The sequence below is a fragment of the Sphingomonas sp. SP2 genome, assembly GCF_058313385.1.
This window is the reverse complement of sequence record NZ_JBZFLD010000001.1, coordinates 891,369-905,730: the sequence shown is the minus strand read 5'-3', so window position 1 is coordinate 905,730 and position 14,362 is coordinate 891,369. Positions and strand designations below refer to the sequence as shown.

17 protein-coding genes are annotated in these 14,362 nt (G+C 64.8%); 7 read left to right on the top strand and 10 right to left on the bottom strand.

Annotation, left to right across the window (positions count from 1 at the left end; all coding sequences use genetic code 11):
- The first annotated feature begins 112 nt into the window (after positions 1-112).
- Positions 113-283 (top strand): hypothetical protein, encoded by a 171-nt coding sequence (locus AC4GYU_RS04635; RefSeq protein ID WP_491085728.1) that lies wholly within the window; start codon positions 113-115, stop codon positions 281-283.
- 41 nt (positions 284-324) lie between these two features.
- Here the strand turns inward: AC4GYU_RS04635 and AC4GYU_RS04630 are convergent, their stop codons facing one another.
- The 7 genes from AC4GYU_RS04630 to AC4GYU_RS04600 form a co-directional block, all read right to left on the bottom strand.
- Complete coding sequence (locus AC4GYU_RS04630) at positions 325-1,371, bottom strand: LPO_1073/Vpar_1526 family protein (RefSeq protein WP_491085727.1); 1,047 nt, start codon at positions 1,369-1,371, stop codon at positions 325-327.
- 161 nt (positions 1,372-1,532) lie between these two features.
- Positions 1,533-2,585 carry a ribonucleotide-diphosphate reductase subunit beta gene (locus AC4GYU_RS04625; protein WP_491085726.1) on the bottom strand — a complete coding sequence of 351 codons (1,053 nt, stop codon included), beginning with the start codon at positions 2,583-2,585 and terminating at the stop codon, positions 1,533-1,535.
- A gap of 5 nt (positions 2,586-2,590) precedes the next feature.
- Positions 2,591-2,722, bottom strand: coding sequence for a hypothetical protein (locus AC4GYU_RS04620; protein ID WP_491085725.1), 132 nt, complete (start codon positions 2,720-2,722; stop codon positions 2,591-2,593).
- Positions 2,719-3,099, bottom strand: a complete 381-nt coding sequence (locus tag AC4GYU_RS04615; protein WP_491085724.1) for a PepSY domain-containing protein — start codon at positions 3,097-3,099, stop codon at positions 2,719-2,721. Before AC4GYU_RS04615 ends, AC4GYU_RS04620 begins: the two co-directional genes overlap by 4 nt.
- A 27-nt stretch (positions 3,100-3,126) precedes the next feature.
- Entirely contained in the window at positions 3,127-3,477 is a 351-nt protein-coding gene (locus AC4GYU_RS04610; protein ID WP_491085723.1) for a hypothetical protein, read from the bottom strand.
- Positions 3,474-3,695, bottom strand: coding sequence for a hypothetical protein (locus AC4GYU_RS04605; RefSeq protein WP_491085722.1), 222 nt, complete (start codon positions 3,693-3,695; stop codon positions 3,474-3,476). The genes AC4GYU_RS04610 and AC4GYU_RS04605 overlap by 4 nt, the downstream gene beginning before the upstream one ends.
- 198 nt (positions 3,696-3,893) lie before the next feature.
- On the bottom strand, positions 3,894-5,777 hold the full coding sequence (locus tag AC4GYU_RS04600; RefSeq protein WP_491085721.1) for a ribonucleoside-diphosphate reductase subunit alpha: 1,884 nt from the start codon (positions 5,775-5,777) through the stop codon (positions 3,894-3,896).
- Between the two features lie 519 nt (positions 5,778-6,296).
- Here AC4GYU_RS04600 and AC4GYU_RS04595 point away from each other — a divergent pair.
- Positions 6,297-7,037, top strand: coding sequence for a hypothetical protein (locus AC4GYU_RS04595; RefSeq protein ID WP_491085720.1), 741 nt, complete (start codon positions 6,297-6,299; stop codon positions 7,035-7,037).
- Here the strand turns inward: AC4GYU_RS04595 and AC4GYU_RS04590 are convergent.
- Complete coding sequence (locus AC4GYU_RS04590; RefSeq protein WP_491085719.1) at positions 7,034-8,233, bottom strand: serine hydrolase domain-containing protein; 1,200 nt, start codon at positions 8,231-8,233, stop codon at positions 7,034-7,036. The two genes, AC4GYU_RS04595 and AC4GYU_RS04590, sit on opposite strands and share 4 nt — an antisense overlap.
- Positions 8,234-8,644: 411 nt before the next feature.
- On the opposite strand from AC4GYU_RS04590, the gene AC4GYU_RS04585 reads away from it, so the two are divergent.
- The 4 genes from AC4GYU_RS04585 to AC4GYU_RS04570 all read left to right on the top strand — a co-directional run bounded on the left by AC4GYU_RS04585 (position 8,645) and on the right by AC4GYU_RS04570 (position 11,602).
- Positions 8,645-9,298 (top strand): DUF2490 domain-containing protein, encoded by a 654-nt coding sequence (locus AC4GYU_RS04585; protein ID WP_491085718.1) that lies wholly within the window; start codon positions 8,645-8,647, stop codon positions 9,296-9,298.
- Positions 9,299-9,351: 53 nt separating this feature from the next.
- A complete protein-coding gene (locus tag AC4GYU_RS04580; protein WP_491085717.1) occupies positions 9,352-10,401 on the top strand; it encodes a TerC family protein in 1,050 nt (349 codons plus the stop codon).
- Positions 10,402-10,513: 112 nt separating this feature from the next.
- Positions 10,514-10,996: an SgcJ/EcaC family oxidoreductase gene (locus AC4GYU_RS04575; protein WP_491085716.1), complete on the top strand. Its 483-nt coding sequence runs from the start codon at positions 10,514-10,516 to the stop codon at positions 10,994-10,996.
- A gap of 120 nt (positions 10,997-11,116) precedes the next feature.
- Positions 11,117-11,602 carry an SgcJ/EcaC family oxidoreductase gene (locus tag AC4GYU_RS04570; protein WP_491085715.1) on the top strand — a complete coding sequence of 162 codons (486 nt, stop codon included), beginning with the start codon at positions 11,117-11,119 and terminating at the stop codon, positions 11,600-11,602.
- A 52-nt stretch (positions 11,603-11,654) separates the two neighbouring features.
- On the opposite strand, the gene AC4GYU_RS04565 is transcribed toward AC4GYU_RS04570, so the two are convergent.
- Complete coding sequence (locus AC4GYU_RS04565; protein WP_491085714.1) at positions 11,655-12,161, bottom strand: DUF3617 domain-containing protein; 507 nt, start codon at positions 12,159-12,161, stop codon at positions 11,655-11,657.
- 159 nt (positions 12,162-12,320) lie between these two features.
- On the opposite strand from AC4GYU_RS04565, the gene AC4GYU_RS04560 reads away from it, so the two are divergent.
- Positions 12,321-14,093 carry a histidine kinase famiy protein gene (locus AC4GYU_RS04560; protein ID WP_491085713.1) on the top strand — a complete coding sequence of 591 codons (1,773 nt, stop codon included), beginning with the start codon at positions 12,321-12,323 and terminating at the stop codon, positions 14,091-14,093.
- Here AC4GYU_RS04560 and AC4GYU_RS04555 read toward each other — a convergent pair.
- Positions 14,090-14,359 carry an HNH endonuclease gene (locus AC4GYU_RS04555; protein WP_491085712.1) on the bottom strand — a complete coding sequence of 90 codons (270 nt, stop codon included), beginning with the start codon at positions 14,357-14,359 and terminating at the stop codon, positions 14,090-14,092. The two genes, AC4GYU_RS04560 and AC4GYU_RS04555, sit on opposite strands and share 4 nt — an antisense overlap.
- Positions 14,360-14,362 lie beyond the last annotated feature (3 nt).

Genomic DNA, 14,362 nt, shown 5'->3' with positions numbered 1-14,362 from the left:
GCCTAGTCGCATTTGGTCGCAGGGGCACGGGGGGTTCGTCGCAGTTTGGGCTTTACGGCGAATCCGGTCGCGGCCTCGTTCGTTGGTCGGGCGGTTCAAGGGAGTATGCGTGATGACCAACGAACGCGAGCTGATCGATACGGGCACCGACAAACGCTTCGTGCGCCGCCGCGAGGATGGCACCTTCAAGGAGAGCGTCGATGTGTCGAAGTCGCTTAGCCAGGATGCCCGCAAGCATGCGGCGGCGACGAAGCCGCGCAACCAAGGGGATCGAGGGGATTGATTGGCGGCTGAGCAGATAATAACTGATGCTAAATTTTGAGCCTACTTCAGCCAAATGCTTAGCGGCGCTGGGAACGCATAGTGCCTCTTCACATTTGCATGAGCGATCGCAATTCCAATCGGCGATATTTGGAAGAGATTTAACGAAGCAGCGTCCCAAGCGGAGAAGAATTCTACAATACGTGGAACACTGTCTTGAAGATAAGCAATGATTCCGTCACGACCGAGGGATTGACCTACACACGCAGCCCAGACTTGTTCAGCGTTTAAGTCTTCCAACCCCGCACCGAGAAGAGCGGTGCGGAGTTCGACTTCGTCACTGAACTGCAGAAGTATTTTATCGTTATGATCAACGGTAACGAAGCCGGCAGCAATAAGGGTGGATAACGTTGTCTCAGGAATTCGCGCCCTCACGCTATTAATGTCGACTTCTCGCCGGAATATGGGATAAGCCCTCGACAGGACATCTTCCAACTTCATACCAGCAAACGCGACCAGTCGGCCACAGCCGAGCGTTTCCAAGTAAGCGACTGAGTCATCCGTCTTTGGGACTTCATCTAAAATCCCGGAAACATTCTTATTTAGGTATGAAGATAAAGAAGTCTTCGTTGCATTAGTGACCCTAACTTGCTGCATCAGAAATGCAAAACTAAGAAGCGAAAGCTCGTCGGCGGTGAGGAGAGATACTTTTGAAATCGCATCGTTTAGAATCAAGGACGAGCGACTCTTTGATTTAAATTGGGAACGTTCAGCGATCAAGTCAGCAAGGTTCTCTCCCAAGCTATCGTCTCCGACGCGGGCATACGAAACCTGAGCAGATTGAACTGCATAAAGAAAATCTGGATCCTTAAATGTTTCCGGATCAGCTTTCTTGTCCGCCCCAAATCTTTCAATTATTTTCGCTTCAAACTGTTTTACACGATCATCAACGATCTGTCCCGCAATAGCAGCAAATTTTGGAATTTGATCAGAGACACATTCCATTATCGCGCGCAACTGATCCTCATCTAAACCTTGGTTTATATGAGTGTCTCCCTGGCTAATAACTGCCAGGGAGTTGCTACCTACTGATTGTGTCTGCTTATTCATTTGAGTTTATTTTTGTATCCCGACCGCTTTGAACAGATACTGAGTTATCACCTACGTGCTGCTGCAAGCTTCGGCTTTTCGTGGCTCGAAGCCCAAAAAAGATACTTATTGCGATGCCGAGTACGGAGAGCGCAATTCCGATCGCCTGATCTGACATCTACTTACTCCGCCGCCACCGTCGCAGCATCGAACAGCCCGCCCTCAGCCTCCGCTTCCGGCGCGTCGTTGGCGACCTTGGCCTTCTGGCGGCGGTCGAAATTGTCCCAGACCTCGTTCCAGTTCCCGCGGGTCGCGGCCTTGGAATATTCGGTCGCGCGGGTCTCGAAGAAGTTGGCGTGCTCGACGCCGTTGAGCAGCGGGGCGAGCCAGGGGAGCGGGTGCTCGTCGACCATGTAGATCGGCTGGAAGCCCAGCTGGCCGAGGCGCCAGTCGGCGATGTAGCGGATATACTTCTTGATCGCCTTGGGGGTCATGCCCTCGACCGGGCCCTGCTCGAAGGCGAGGTCGATGAAGGCGTCCTCGAGGCGGACGGTCTTCTGACACTGGTCGATGATCGAATCGCGCACGTCGGCGGTGAGGCAGTCGCGCTCCTTCACGAAGGCGTGGAAGAGCTTGATGATGCCCTCGCAGTGCAAGGATTCGTCGCGAACCGACCAGCTGACGATCTGGCCCATGCCCTTCATCTTGTTGAAGCGCGGGAAGTTCATCAGCATCGCGAAGCTGGCGAACAGCTGCAGCCCCTCGGTGAAGGCGCCGAACATGGCGAGCGTCTTGGCGATGTCGGCGTCGGTCTCGACCCCGAAGGTGTTCAGATAGTCGTGCTTGTCCTTCATCTCCTTGTACTGGAGGAAGGCGCTATATTCGCTCTCGGGCATGCCGATCGTGTCGAGCAGGTGCGAGTAAGCGGCGATGTGCACCGTCTCCATGTTGGAGAAAGCGGTGAGCATCATCTTGATCTCGGTCGGCTTGAACACCGAGCCGTACTTGTCGTGGTAGCAGTCCTGCACCTCGACGTCGGCCTGGGTGAAGAAGCGGAAGATCTGGGTGAGGAGGTTGCGCTCGTGCGGGGTGAGCTTCTGCGCCCAGTCGCGGCAGTCCTCGCCGAGCGGCACTTCCTCGGGCATCCAGTGGATCTGCTGCTGGCGCTTCCAGAATTCGAACGCCCAGGGATATTCGAAGGGCTTGTAGGCCTTGTTGGCTTGGAGAAGGGGCATTTCGCTTAGTCCTTGGGCGTTGAAGCGGGGGTGGAAGCGGCGGCGTCGCTGCGGCGGCGCTTGAAGACGAGGATGGCGTAGAGGCCCGCGAAAAGAGCGATCAGCGCCGACAAAGTGACGAGCATTTCGGGTTTCACCAGAACATCCTCCGACTGGGGTTCGACGACTTGGACGCGCGGGCCCGAAACATCTGGATATACATCCAAAGCCCTGAAAAAGCGAAGAAAAGCAGCGCAAGACCACTGAGGATCGAGAGCGCGACGCCGATGGCACCGAACTCCTCGCCCGAGTGGAGGTGATGGAGCAGGCCGACGTTCCAGCCGCCGGGCTGGGGCTTGGGCCGGCAGTTCATCGTCTCCGGGCAGACGAAGCCCGCCGGGATCGCCGGCGGCGGCGCGGCGGCCTGGCGGCTCTCGTTCACGAGGCTGCCCACCTGGCTGAGGAGCCCGGTGGTGGCGATGAACAGGATGAGGATCCCGAAGAAGACCGAGAGCCAGCGGTGCCACTTACGCATGACGCGCTCCAAGGATGAGGGGACGGGTCATGCGAAGATGTCGATCATGACGGCGAGGACCGCGAGGATGGCGACGACGTCGAGCGTCCAGCTGAGCCAGGTCCGGTTGCGGCGGCGCTGGGCATCGTCCTCGGCCGCGAGCGGCTGGGTATGCGAGTTGATGAGCGTCATGCCAAGGAGCGCGGTCGAGGTGGCGTAGATGGGCGAGACGGCCTTGGCGCCGGTCCAGCCGAGCAGGCCGGCATAGTGCCAGAGCAGGATCGTGATCGCCGCTGCCTCGCACCCGACGCCGAGCCACTGCACCCAGTTGAAGGGACGCCTGGGGCCGACCGGCGCCGACGGCGCGAGGGGATCGAAGCTCGACTGGCGATAGCTCATGGCTGCGCCTCGTTACGGAATTCGGGGTAGGGCTTGGTGGTCGAGTAAGCGATGGCGAAGCCGGCGAGGACTAGGCCGAAGGCGAGGATCATCATGCCGGCGATGAGCTGGGCAGTGGACTTGCGCGATTCCCCGACGCGGCCGCGCAGCGCGGAGACGAGGAGAAGAAGCCCGATGAGGGTGGCGAGGCCGCCGACGATGACGAAGAGCATGTTCATGGCCGCTCAACGCCCACCCTGCTGCTTGCGTCCCACCCACGCGCCGAAGGCGATGACGCCGACGGCGAGGAGGAAGAAGAGGACGGGGTTGGCGAGCATGATCGGCTGTCGTTCTCTGGCGGACGGACCCCCTCCGCCCCTTCGGGGCACCTCCCCCGCGTTGCCGCTAACGCGGCAATCTGGGGGAGGAGCGATGGCTTACTGGCAGGCGAGGCACTCGTCGTAGTCGGTCGAGGCGGCCAGTTCGTACTTGGGCGCTTCGGCAGTGTTGTCGGCCTCGACCCCGCCCGCGAAGCCGGCGCGCTGCACCGACTTGGAGCGGAGATAGTAGAGCGACTTGATGCCGAGCTCCCAGGCGCGGAAGTGGAGCATCATCAGGTCCCACTTGTCGACATCGGCCGGGATGAACAGGTTCAGCGACGTGGCCTGGTCGATGTAGGGCGTGCGATCGGCGGCGAGCTCGATCAGCCAGCGCTGGTCGATCTCGAAGCTGGTCTTGAAGGTCGCCTTCTCGTCCTCGGAGAGGAAGTCGAGGTGGGCGACGCTGCCGCCCTGCTCGAGGATCGAATTCCACACCGCATCGGAGTTCTTGCTCTTCTCGATGAGCAATTTCTCCAGATAGGGATTGCGGATCGAGAAGCTGCCCGACAGCGTTTTGTGGGTATAGACGTTGGCCGGGATCGGCTCGATGCAGGCCGAGGTGCCGCCGCAGATGATCGAGATCGACGCGGTCGGCGCGATCGCCATCTTGCAGGAGAAGCGCTCCATCACGCCCATGTCGGCGGCGTCGGGGCACGGTCCGCGCTCGTGCGCCAGCATCATCGAGGCTTCGTCGACCTGCGCCTTGATGTGCTTGAAGATGCGCATGTTCCAGCTCTTGGCCATGGCGCCCTCGAAGGGCAGGCCGCGGGCCTGGAGGAAGGAGTGGAAGCCCATCACGCCGAGGCCGACCGAGCGTTCGCGCATCGCGCTATACTTGGCCCGCGCCATCTCGTCGGGCGCGCGATCGATATAGTCGGTGAGGACATTGTCGAGGAAGCGCATGACGTCCTCGATGAACTGCTTGTCGCCGTTCCACTCGTCCCAGGTCTCGAGGTTCAAGGACGACAGGCAGCAGACCGCGGTCCGGTCGGCGCCGAGATGGTCCTTGCCGGTCGGCAGGGTGATCTCGGAGCAGAGGTTCGAGGTCGAGACCTTGAGGCCGAGGTCGCGGTGATGCTTGGGCATCGACCGGTTCACCTGGTCGATGAAGATGATGTAGGGCTCGCCCGTCGCCAGGCGGGTCTCGACCAGCTTCTGGAAGAGCGAGCGGGCGTCGACCTTGCCACGCTCCGACTGGTCCTTGGGGCTGCGGAGCGTGAACTCGCCGCCTTCGCGGACGCACTCCATGAACTCGTCGGTGACGAGCACGCCGTGGTGGAGGTTGAGCGCCTTGCGGTTGAAGTCCCCGCTAGGCTTCCGGATCTCGAGGAATTCCTCGATCTCGGGATGCGAGATGTCGAGATAGCAGGCGGCCGAACCGCGGCGCAGCGACCCTTGGCTGATGGCGAGGGTCAGCGAGTCCATCACGCGGACGAAGGGAATGATGCCGCTGGTCTTGCCGTTGAGGCCGACCGGTTCGCCGATGCCGCGGACATTGCCCCAGTAGGTGCCGATGCCGCCGCCCTTGGAGGCGAGCCAGACATTCTCGTTCCAGGTGTTGACGATGCCGTCGAGGCTGTCGCTGACCGAGTTCAGATAGCAGCTGATCGGCAGGCCGCGACCGGTGCCGCCGTTCGACAGCACGGGCGTCGCGGGCATGAACCACAGCTTCGAGACATAGTCATAGACGCGCTGGGCATGCGCCTCGTCGTCGGCATAGGCCGCGGCGACGCGGGCAAAGAGGTCCTGATAGCCCTCGCCCGGAAGCAGGTAGCGGTCGTTCAGCGTTTCCTTGCCGAAGTCGGTCAGGAGCGAATCGCGGGACGGATCGGTGACCACCGAGAAGCGGCGCTCGTCGACGGTCTTGCTGTCCTTCTTCGCCGCGGTTGCGGTGGGGGTGACGTCGGCGGTGCCGACCTCGCTGCCACTCGAGAAGTCCATGACTGCTTCCTCCTGGCGGCCACTAACGCCGCTCGATGTTCCCGTTCTGTTCGCGGAGCCGGAGTACGCCCGTCCGCCGTGATTCGCTAGGGCCCAGAGGGTCGGAAATTGCCTGTCCCCGTTATCCACAAGGACGCGCTTTCCCTCCGCCGGAGATATAGTTATCCCCAGCGCCAACCACAAGTTTGTGCGTTGGTGCCCCTGAGCCGCTACAACATCTTGTGCTTTGACCCGTGTTCGGGCGCAAGCGGGAAAATGACGGTTAACGCATTATTGCGGTGGATAATGTGTTTTCCGCGCCGCACTTCCGAGCGGTCCCGAGAGGGCGCATGGGGCGATCGCCGGGCGGGTAACGGCGGTAATCTTTCCTTTCCCTCCCGCCCTGCCCCACAACCGCCATGAGCGGGCGCCATCGGCCAGCCGCGGTTCAGGTGCAGGACGGCTGGGTCGGACCGCGCGGGCCGGGAGTTGAAGCGGGTGAGTGAAGCAGTGTCGGGGCGGAGACGACAGGCGGAGGCGGTGCATGGCCCGCGCCGCCGGCGCATCGTCGCGCTCACCGCCGCGCTCGCGTTCGAAGCGCTGGTGGTGCTGATCCTGCTGACGCTCGGCACGGCGCGGACAGTCCCGATCGCCGAGGACAAGCCGCTCAGCACCTTCGATGTCAGCGAGGTTCCGGAACAGGCGGTCGAGGAAGCCAGGCCCGAGCCGAAGCGCGAGGAGGCCCGTCCCGAATCGCCGAGCCAGCCGACCCCGCCCCGGCCGCCGCTCCCCGTCCCACCGCAGCCGGTCGCGCCGCGGCTTCCCGAGCCGGTGGTGAAGCTGCCCTCGCCGGTCGTGCCGCTGCCGTCCGAGGATCTGCGCAGCGCCGATCTTCGCAATCTTCCGACCCCGACCAAGCCACGCGCGCCGGCCGGACCGCCGGCGCCGCGCGGGGAGCAGGATTCGGAAGTGGTCGGGCGGGCACCCAATGGCGACAAGCTCTATGCCGCGGCCTGGTATCGCGAGCCCTATGACAGCGAGCTTCGCGGCTATCTCTCGACCGCCGACCCGGGCTGGGCGCTGATCGCCTGCAAGACCGTGCCCGACTTCAAGGTCGACGATTGCGTGGCGGTCGACGAATGGCCGAGCGGATCGCGACTGGCGCGGGCGGTGCTGGCGGCGGCCTGGCAGTTCAAGGTGCGCCCGCCGCGGGTCGGCGGAAGCTACAAGGTCGGCGAGTGGGTCCAGATCCGGATCGATTACGGGATCAAGCGCCGCTAGTGTGCTTGGAGCAGGGCTGCGGCGCGGCGGAAGGCGCGTTCCTCGGCCGCGGTGAAGGCCGAGCGGCCAGCGGGCGGGACGGGATCGAGCCCGGTGACGACATAGGCGATTCCGACCCGGCGCCCGGGGTCGATCCACAGGCCCGAGCGAAGGCCATAGGCTTCGCCGGCATGGCCGACCCAGGCGCCGGTCGCCCCGGCGATCCGGTCGCGGCAGCCCGGTACTTTCGTCGGGATGCGGTGCGCGGCGAGACCATAGCGGCAGTAGAAGCCCTGCTCCGTCTCTCCATTGCCGCCGTCGAAGGTCCAGCGCGCGGTTAGCAGGGTACGGACGCTGGCGGATTCGAGCAGGCGAATGCCGTCGAGCGCCCCGTCGTTGAGGAGGAGGCGGCCGATGCGGGCGAGGCCCCGGACCGAGATGCGAAGCCCTCCTTGCGGCGCAAACAGGGCGCCATTGTCGCCCGGGGCCCAGCGCGCGAGGTCGCAGGCGACGCCCTCCCGGACGAAGACGGGACAGTCGGGGCGGCGGCCGCGCAGGTCGTCGCGGATCGGCCTGCCGCCCTGGGTGAGGACGATGGCGCGGGCGACGGCGGCATCGGAGCAGGTCGGCCAGTTGAAACAGCCGTCGATCTTCAGGGGATCGAGGATCTCGCGGCGCATCCAGCGGTCGAAGCGTTCGCCGGTCGCGCGCTCGACGGCCGCCGCGACCAGCGGGAAATTCATGTTGGCATAAGTGAAGAAAGCGCCGGGCGGATGCCGGGGGTCCCAGCTGCGCGGATCGGCCATGGCGGCGGCGACGGTCTCGCCGAGCGGCACGGCATATTGGTCGTCATGGTCGCGGACTCCCGCGCGGTGGCCGAGCAGCATGGCGAGGGTGACGGGCGCGTCCGGATAGACGGGATTGCGGAGCGGCCAGCCGAGCCGGCCGGATAGATCGGCGTCGAGCGACAGGCGGCGCTGCTCGACCAGCTTCATCACCCCGAGCGCGACGACCAGCTTACTGACCGAGGCGACGCGGACCGGATCGTTGAGCGTGGCGACGCGGTCGGTCGCGGGATCGGCGCGGCCTTCGGCAAAGCCCCTGCCCTCGCCGGCGGCGGAGAAGGAAAGGCCGGCGACGACGCCCGGCGGCACGTTGTCGCGCGGGGTGGTGGCGCAGCCGGCGAGCAGGAGCAGCAGGGGCAGAAGCGGCCGCATCGGAGGCGAGGCTGGACCGGGCGCGGCCTTGGCGGCAAGCGAAAAGCACGGCCTTTGGTCCCGGTTTTTCGCGAAGGATTGAACTTTTTCGCCCGTCACGTAATATTGTCTCCGCGGACCGGGCCCCTCTGGCGCGTCCATGTTGCTCTCGATGGAGCGGATGGCGCGTGATGTCGGACCGCATCGGATCATCCGATGTGACTGGCCCGGGCACGACGCCCAGCACCCACTGACGATGCTCCGATCGGCTGAACCATCAGTTTTCCGACGAGGAGCACATGCATCTGTTTCCGACCCGGGGATCCCAGCGGCTTCTGCGCCCGACTTGGATCCGCCCGGAAAGTGACATGAAAGCGTCACGCGCCTGTGATGAAGGCGGGGCCGCGGCGATGGGGCCGCTGCGGGGTGACCATGAAGATTTCCTACCTGCTTGTCGCGGCGCTGGCCGTGTCCGCCGCCACGCCTGCGCTGGCGGAGGAGAACGATCTCGAATTCTGGTTCGAGGGGACCGTCAGCAAGGACCTCGACAAGAATACCTATGTCGAGCTGCAGACCCAGCAGCGCTTCCGCGAGGCGCCGGCGGGCGACAGCCACATCTATCGAATCTGGCTCGGCCAGCGGCTGGGTGGCGGCGTGTCGGGGAGCTTCGGGCTGCATCGCTCGAAGGAAGGCACGACCTACGAGACGCGGCTGATCGAGCAATTGAGCTATCCGATCTCGGACACGCTCAAGCTCAAGGGCCGGACCCGGCTCGAGCAGCGCTTCATCGACAACAGCGGCCGCACCGGCTGGCGGCTTCGCCAGCGGGTCGGGATCGGCGTTCCGCTGACCGACAAGAAGAAGGACTGGGAAGCGGTCGCGAACGTCGAGGGCTTCTTCACCCTGCGCGCGACCTCGCCGACCGGGGACACGGGCCTGACCGGCCTGCGCACCTTCGTCGGGGTGCAGAAGCCGTTCGGCAAGGTCGACGTGTCGGTCGGCTACACGCGCCAGCAGAACATCCGCAAGAACCGGCCGGACGTGGTCGGTCACGCGCCCACTCTCAACCTCACCTGGAAGCTCTGAGCGGGGGCGATGCTCCCCGCCGGGCTTCGGCCCGCTAAGGGAGCATCGCCACCATGGAATTCCTGTTCGCCGACTGGCTCGGCACCCCGGCCTGGTTCTGGCTGTCGTTCATCGGCATCGTCATCGCGCTGACCGCCTTCGACCTCGGAGTCCTCCACAAGGAGGACAAGGAGATGGGCATCCGCGAGAGCCTCAAGCTGTCGCTTTTCTACATCTCGATCGCGCTGGCGTTCGGCGGCTGGGTCTGGCTCGAGCGCGGGCCCGAGCTCGGCATGCAATATTATACGGGCTTCTTCATCGAGAAGGCGCTGTCGATCGACAACGTCTTCGTGATCAGCCTCATCTTCAGCTTCTTCGCCATCCCCGCGAAATATCAGTATCGCGCTTTGCTCTGGGGCATCATCGCGGTGATCCTGCTGCGCGGGCTGATGATCGGCGTCGGCGCGGCGGTGGTCCAGCAATATAGCTGGGTGCTCTACATCTTCGCCGCCTTCCTCCTGTTCACCGGCGTGAAGATGCTGTTCGCCGGCGACAAGCCGATGGACATCGCGCACAATCCGGTGATCCGCTGGATCAGCCGCCACATGCGGGTGACGCCCGAGCTTCACGAGCAGCATTTCTTCGTGAAGGTGCCCGACAGCACCAGCGGCAAGCTGGTGTGGGCGGCGACCCCGCTGTTCCTGGCGCTGGTGGTGATCAACCTCGCCGACCTCGTCTTCGCGGTCGACAGCGTCCCGGCGATCTTCGCCATCACCACCGACACGTTCGTGGTCTACACCTCGAACATCATGGCGATCCTCGGCCTGCGCGCGCTCTATTTCGCGCTCGCGGCGATGGTCCATCGCTTCCACTATCTGAAATATGCGCTCGCCCTCGTGCTGGTCTTCATCGGCGCGAAGATCTTCATTTCGGACTTCCTGATGGGCGGCGCCAAGTTCCCGCCCCTCCTGAGCCTCGGGATCACAGTCGGGCTGATCGCCGGCGGCGTCGTCTACTCGCTGTGGAAGACGCGCGGCGCCGAGGAGCCCCAGTGGCCGGTCGACGAAGGACCGGACGCCGGACGTCGCCACCTGGAGGAGCTGACCGGCCACAAGCCGGGCTGAGGCGGCGCGGCGCCGTGCCGGCCGGACCGGCGCACCCGGCCGCCCGGCGCCGCTTCCTCCCCTAGTACCTGCGTCTTTCGTCCTCATCCTGAAACGGAGCTGACCGAAGATCATGCTGAAATATACGATCCTTCTTGCCGGCGCCGCGACCGTCTTCGCGGCAACCCCCTCGCCCGCGCAGGGCGCTACCACGGCCCAGTGCGCGGCAATTCCGGCGGGCGCACCCGACAAATTGTTCGCCGACTTCAATGCCGCCTGGGCGACCCGCGACCCCGACACGGTGACCAAGCTGTTCGCCAAGGATGCCGTGCTGCTCGCGACGGTGTCGAACGTGCCGCGGACCGACCATGGCGCGATCCGCGACTATTTCACCAGCTTCCTCAAGGGCGCTCCGGTCGGCACCATCAACAGCAGCAACGTTCGCGAAGGCTGCAACATGATGGTCCGGATGGGCACCTGGACGGTCGGCCTCACCAACCAGAACAGCGGCGTGCGGAACAACGTCAAGGCGCGCTACACCTTCATCTACAAGGTGGAAGACGGGGCGTGGAAGATCGCCCACCTGCACAGCTCGATGATGCCGGTCAGCGACTAAGCGCGGCGAGGCTTTGCCCCCGCCGGGCCCGCGCGTCCGGCGGCGTTCCTAAGAGTGAAGGGAGGGAAGAGGCTTTCCGTCCGGTCGGCCTCGTCCTTCCCTTCACCTGAAAGGAACGCGATGCTCCCGATCCTTCCCCTGACCGCCCTCCTTCTCGCCGGTCCCGTCCCGGCCGCTTCTTCGCCCGCCTGCGCCGCCGCCACCCCGGCCGAGATCGAGGCGCAGGTCGACCGTTTCCGGTCCGCGCTGGCGACCCACGATCCCGACAAGGTGACCGCGCTGTTCGCCCCGGACGCGGTCCTGCTTCCGACCCTGTCCAACAGGGTGCGGACCAATCCGGCCGAGGTGCGCGACTATTTCGTCCACTTCCTCGCCAAGTCGCCGGTGGTGCAGATCGACAGCAGCACGGTCCGGATCGGCTGCAACATCGCCGAGCGGGTCGGAACCTGGACCTGGACGCTGACCGACCCGGCGAGCCACGCGACCAGCCAGGCGGCGGCGCGATTTTCCTTCATCTATCGCTTCGAGGCGGGGCAGTGGCGGATCGACCATCTGCACAGCTCGCTGATGCCCGAACCCGTGGTGCGGACCGCGGCCGTTCACTGACGATGCAGGGCCTGCGCACCCCCCGAGGGGGAAAGCGCAGGCCCTTTCGAGATCAGGCCTTGGCCGCGCCGCCGGCGGCGGCACACTGGTCGCCGACCTTGCGGGCGACGACGTCCTCGACGAGCTTGTAGTCGCCGGGGCCGCTGAAGAAGCTGCTGCTGGTGAGCGTGCCGGTAAAGCCGTCGGCGGTATATTTGCCCTGGAGGTCGCCCATCACCGAGCCCTGCCCCTTGCGGGTGCAGGAGACCTGCGTGTTCATGCGGCCCGAGCGGACATAGGGATTCTGGAGTTCGCAGCTGTCGCCCTTGGCGGCGAGCAGTTCGGCGGCGGGAAGCCCGTCTTCGCCGACGCAGCCGCGGCTGGTGCTGGCCTGGCCGACCTTGGTGAAGGTCGGAAGCGGTGTCTTGTCAGTCGAGGCAAGCGACTTCACCGTCCGCACCACCTCATATTCGCCGGCCGGAAGCTTGGCCGGGACGGCAGCGGCCTCCTTGGGCGCCTCGGCCTCGCCGCAGCCGGCCAGCGCGAGCGCCGCGATCATCGTTGGCAAAAATGCACGCATCCCTGTACCCCCCTCTTCGAATAACGATCGGAGCTTAGCCCGGGCGCCGACGGAAGCAATGCGCACCCACGGAACCTTTTGCGAAGCAAAGGATTTTAGGGCGACGTTAGCGGGCGGAGTATGTCGAACGACCGACATAAGGTGGAGTGGTAAAGCCGCGTGGATGAGGAAATTCGTACCTCGGGGTCCGATCCCGACAAGGCGACGGACACCGAAGGCGGTGGGCAGAGTCGCGGTCGGCCGGCGGCGGGTGCCCTAGATACCAACAGCGAAACCAGCACTTTCGGGTCGAGCCCGGGGATGAACCACTGGCGCGAGAGCGTCATCTCGCGGCCCGGTCTCGACGAACGCGGCAACGTCTTCTTCGCCGCGATCGAGATGACCCGGATGCCGATGATCCTCACGGATCCGAACCAGCCCGACAATCCCATCGCTTTCGCCAACAAGGCCTTCCTCGACCTTACCGGCTACGAGGAAAGCGAAGTCCTCGGGCGCAACTGCCGCTTTCTCCAGGGCGCCAACACAAATCGCGAGACGGTCGCGGCAATCCGCGAAGCCGTGGAGAGCGGCGGCTCAATCGCGGCCGAGATTCTCAACTACAAGCGCGACGGCAGCCCGTTCTGGAATGCGGTCTTCATCGGCCCGGTGTTCGACGAAAGCGGCAAGCTCGCCTACCAGTTCGCCAGCCAGCTCGACGTCACGCGGCGGCGCAACAGCGAACAGGCCTTCCGCCAGGCGCAGAAGATGGAATCGATCGGCCAGCTGACCGCCGGCCTCGCGCACGACTTCAACAATCTGCTTCAGGTGGTGAACGGCAATCTCGAATTGCTGTCGTCGCACATCGATGGCGACAAGGCGAAGCGCTATATCGACAATGCGCGGTCCGCGGCCGAGCGCGGGGCCAAGCTGACGCGCCAGCTGCTCGCCTTCGCGCGCAAGACCAGGCTCAGCCCCAAGCCGACCGACCTCAGCGCGCTGGTCACCAACTTTATCGACGTCATCGAGAGTTCGCTGGGGAGCCAGGTGCATCTCCAGCTGAACCTGCGCCGACGGCTTCCGCGGGTGATGGTCGATCCCGAGCAGCTCGAGATGGCGCTGCTCAACATATTGATGAATGCGCGCGACGCCATGCCGACCGGCGGCGTGGTGACGATCGCGACCCGCGCGGTGCACCTCAACGGCGATGCGCCGGCGCGGCAGCTCAGCGAAGGCGATTATGTCGCGCTCGAAATCTCGGACGAGGGCACCGGGATGAGCGAGGACGTGATCGAGCGGGCGACCGAGCCCTTCTTCACGACCAAGAGCCAGGGCAAGGGCACCGGGCTCGGGCTCGCCATGGCCTCGGGCTTCGTGCAGCAGTCGCGCGGGCGGCTCGAGATCGAGAGCCGGCTCGGCGAAGGCGCACTGATGCGGATGCTGTTTCCGGTCTCAATCGACCAGGAGGACGAAATCAGCGAGCGGTCGGCCGACAAGCAGGTCGCGATCAGCGAGAGCCGCGGCCAGCCGGTCGAGCATCTGCTGGTGGTCGAGGACAGCGCCGAAGTGCTCGAGCTGGCGGTCGAGATCCTCGGCGCGGCGGGCTATCGCGTCACGACCGCCGACAGCGGCGAAGCGGCGCTGAAGCTGTTCGACAGGACCCCGGCAGGGACCTTCGACCTCCTCTTCACCGACCTCGTCATGCCGGGCGGGATCAACGGGCTGATGCTCGCCGACGAAATCCGCAAGCGCGACCCCGCAATCGCGATCCTGCTGACCACCGGCTACAATGAGGAGCTGGTGATCGCGGGCCCCGACCGGCCGCACAAGGACGTGCTCGGCAAGCCCTATCGGCGCTCGGAGCTGCTCGACCGTATCCGGCAGTCGCTCAACAACCGGGCGGACATCGCGACGGTCCGGCGGACCCCGTCCGATTACGGGGCGGTGCAGGCCTAAGCTTTCCGGCGCCGGGTCGGCGCGTGGAAGTCGGGCGGCTTGGTCGCCACCCATGCGAGAAAGCGCGCGAGCTCGGGATTGCGCCCCAGCGCCGGCGGATCGTCGCCGATGCGCGCAAGCTCCTTGTTGGTGAAGGTCGCGTGGAGCGTGCGGTGGCAGATGGGATGCACCGCGCGCGTCTCGCGCCCGCCGCGGCTCTTGGGCACAGGGTGATGCTGTTCGACCCGGCGGCCGAGCGGGCGTGCGCAGAGCCAGCATTGGTCCATTAC

What these genes read in the sequence shown, in the direction of transcription:
- AC4GYU_RS04580 (WP_491085717.1), top strand. Translation starts at nt 9,352, where the DNA reads ATGGAATTCCTGTTCGCCGACTGGCTCGGCACCCCGGCCTGGTTCTGG.
- AC4GYU_RS04590 (WP_491085719.1), bottom strand. Translation starts at nt 8,233, where the DNA reads ATGCGGCCGCTTCTGCCCCTGCTGCTCCTGCTCGCCGGCTGCGCCACC.
- AC4GYU_RS04585 (WP_491085718.1), top strand. Translation starts at nt 8,645, where the DNA reads ATGAAGATTTCCTACCTGCTTGTCGCGGCGCTGGCCGTGTCCGCCGCC.
- AC4GYU_RS04565 (WP_491085714.1), bottom strand. Translation starts at nt 12,161, where the DNA reads ATGCGTGCATTTTTGCCAACGATGATCGCGGCGCTCGCGCTGGCCGGC.
- AC4GYU_RS04610 (WP_491085723.1), bottom strand. Translation starts at nt 3,477, where the DNA reads ATGAGCTATCGCCAGTCGAGCTTCGATCCCCTCGCGCCGTCGGCGCCG.
- AC4GYU_RS04575 (WP_491085716.1), top strand. Translation starts at nt 10,514, where the DNA reads ATGCTGAAATATACGATCCTTCTTGCCGGCGCCGCGACCGTCTTCGCG.
- AC4GYU_RS04635 (WP_491085728.1), top strand. Translation starts at nt 113, where the DNA reads ATGACCAACGAACGCGAGCTGATCGATACGGGCACCGACAAACGCTTC.
- AC4GYU_RS04570 (WP_491085715.1), top strand. Translation starts at nt 11,117, where the DNA reads ATGCTCCCGATCCTTCCCCTGACCGCCCTCCTTCTCGCCGGTCCCGTC.
- AC4GYU_RS04625 (WP_491085726.1), bottom strand. Translation starts at nt 2,585, where the DNA reads ATGCCCCTTCTCCAAGCCAACAAGGCCTACAAGCCCTTCGAATATCCC.
- AC4GYU_RS04555 (WP_491085712.1), bottom strand. Translation starts at nt 14,359, where the DNA reads ATGGACCAATGCTGGCTCTGCGCACGCCCGCTCGGCCGCCGGGTCGAA.
- AC4GYU_RS04615 (WP_491085724.1), bottom strand. Translation starts at nt 3,099, where the DNA reads ATGCGTAAGTGGCACCGCTGGCTCTCGGTCTTCTTCGGGATCCTCATC.
- AC4GYU_RS04600 (WP_491085721.1), bottom strand. Translation starts at nt 5,777, where the DNA reads ATGGACTTCTCGAGTGGCAGCGAGGTCGGCACCGCCGACGTCACCCCC.
- AC4GYU_RS04630 (WP_491085727.1), bottom strand. Translation starts at nt 1,371, where the DNA reads ATGAATAAGCAGACACAATCAGTAGGTAGCAACTCCCTGGCAGTTATT.
- AC4GYU_RS04605 (WP_491085722.1), bottom strand. Translation starts at nt 3,695, where the DNA reads ATGAACATGCTCTTCGTCATCGTCGGCGGCCTCGCCACCCTCATCGGG.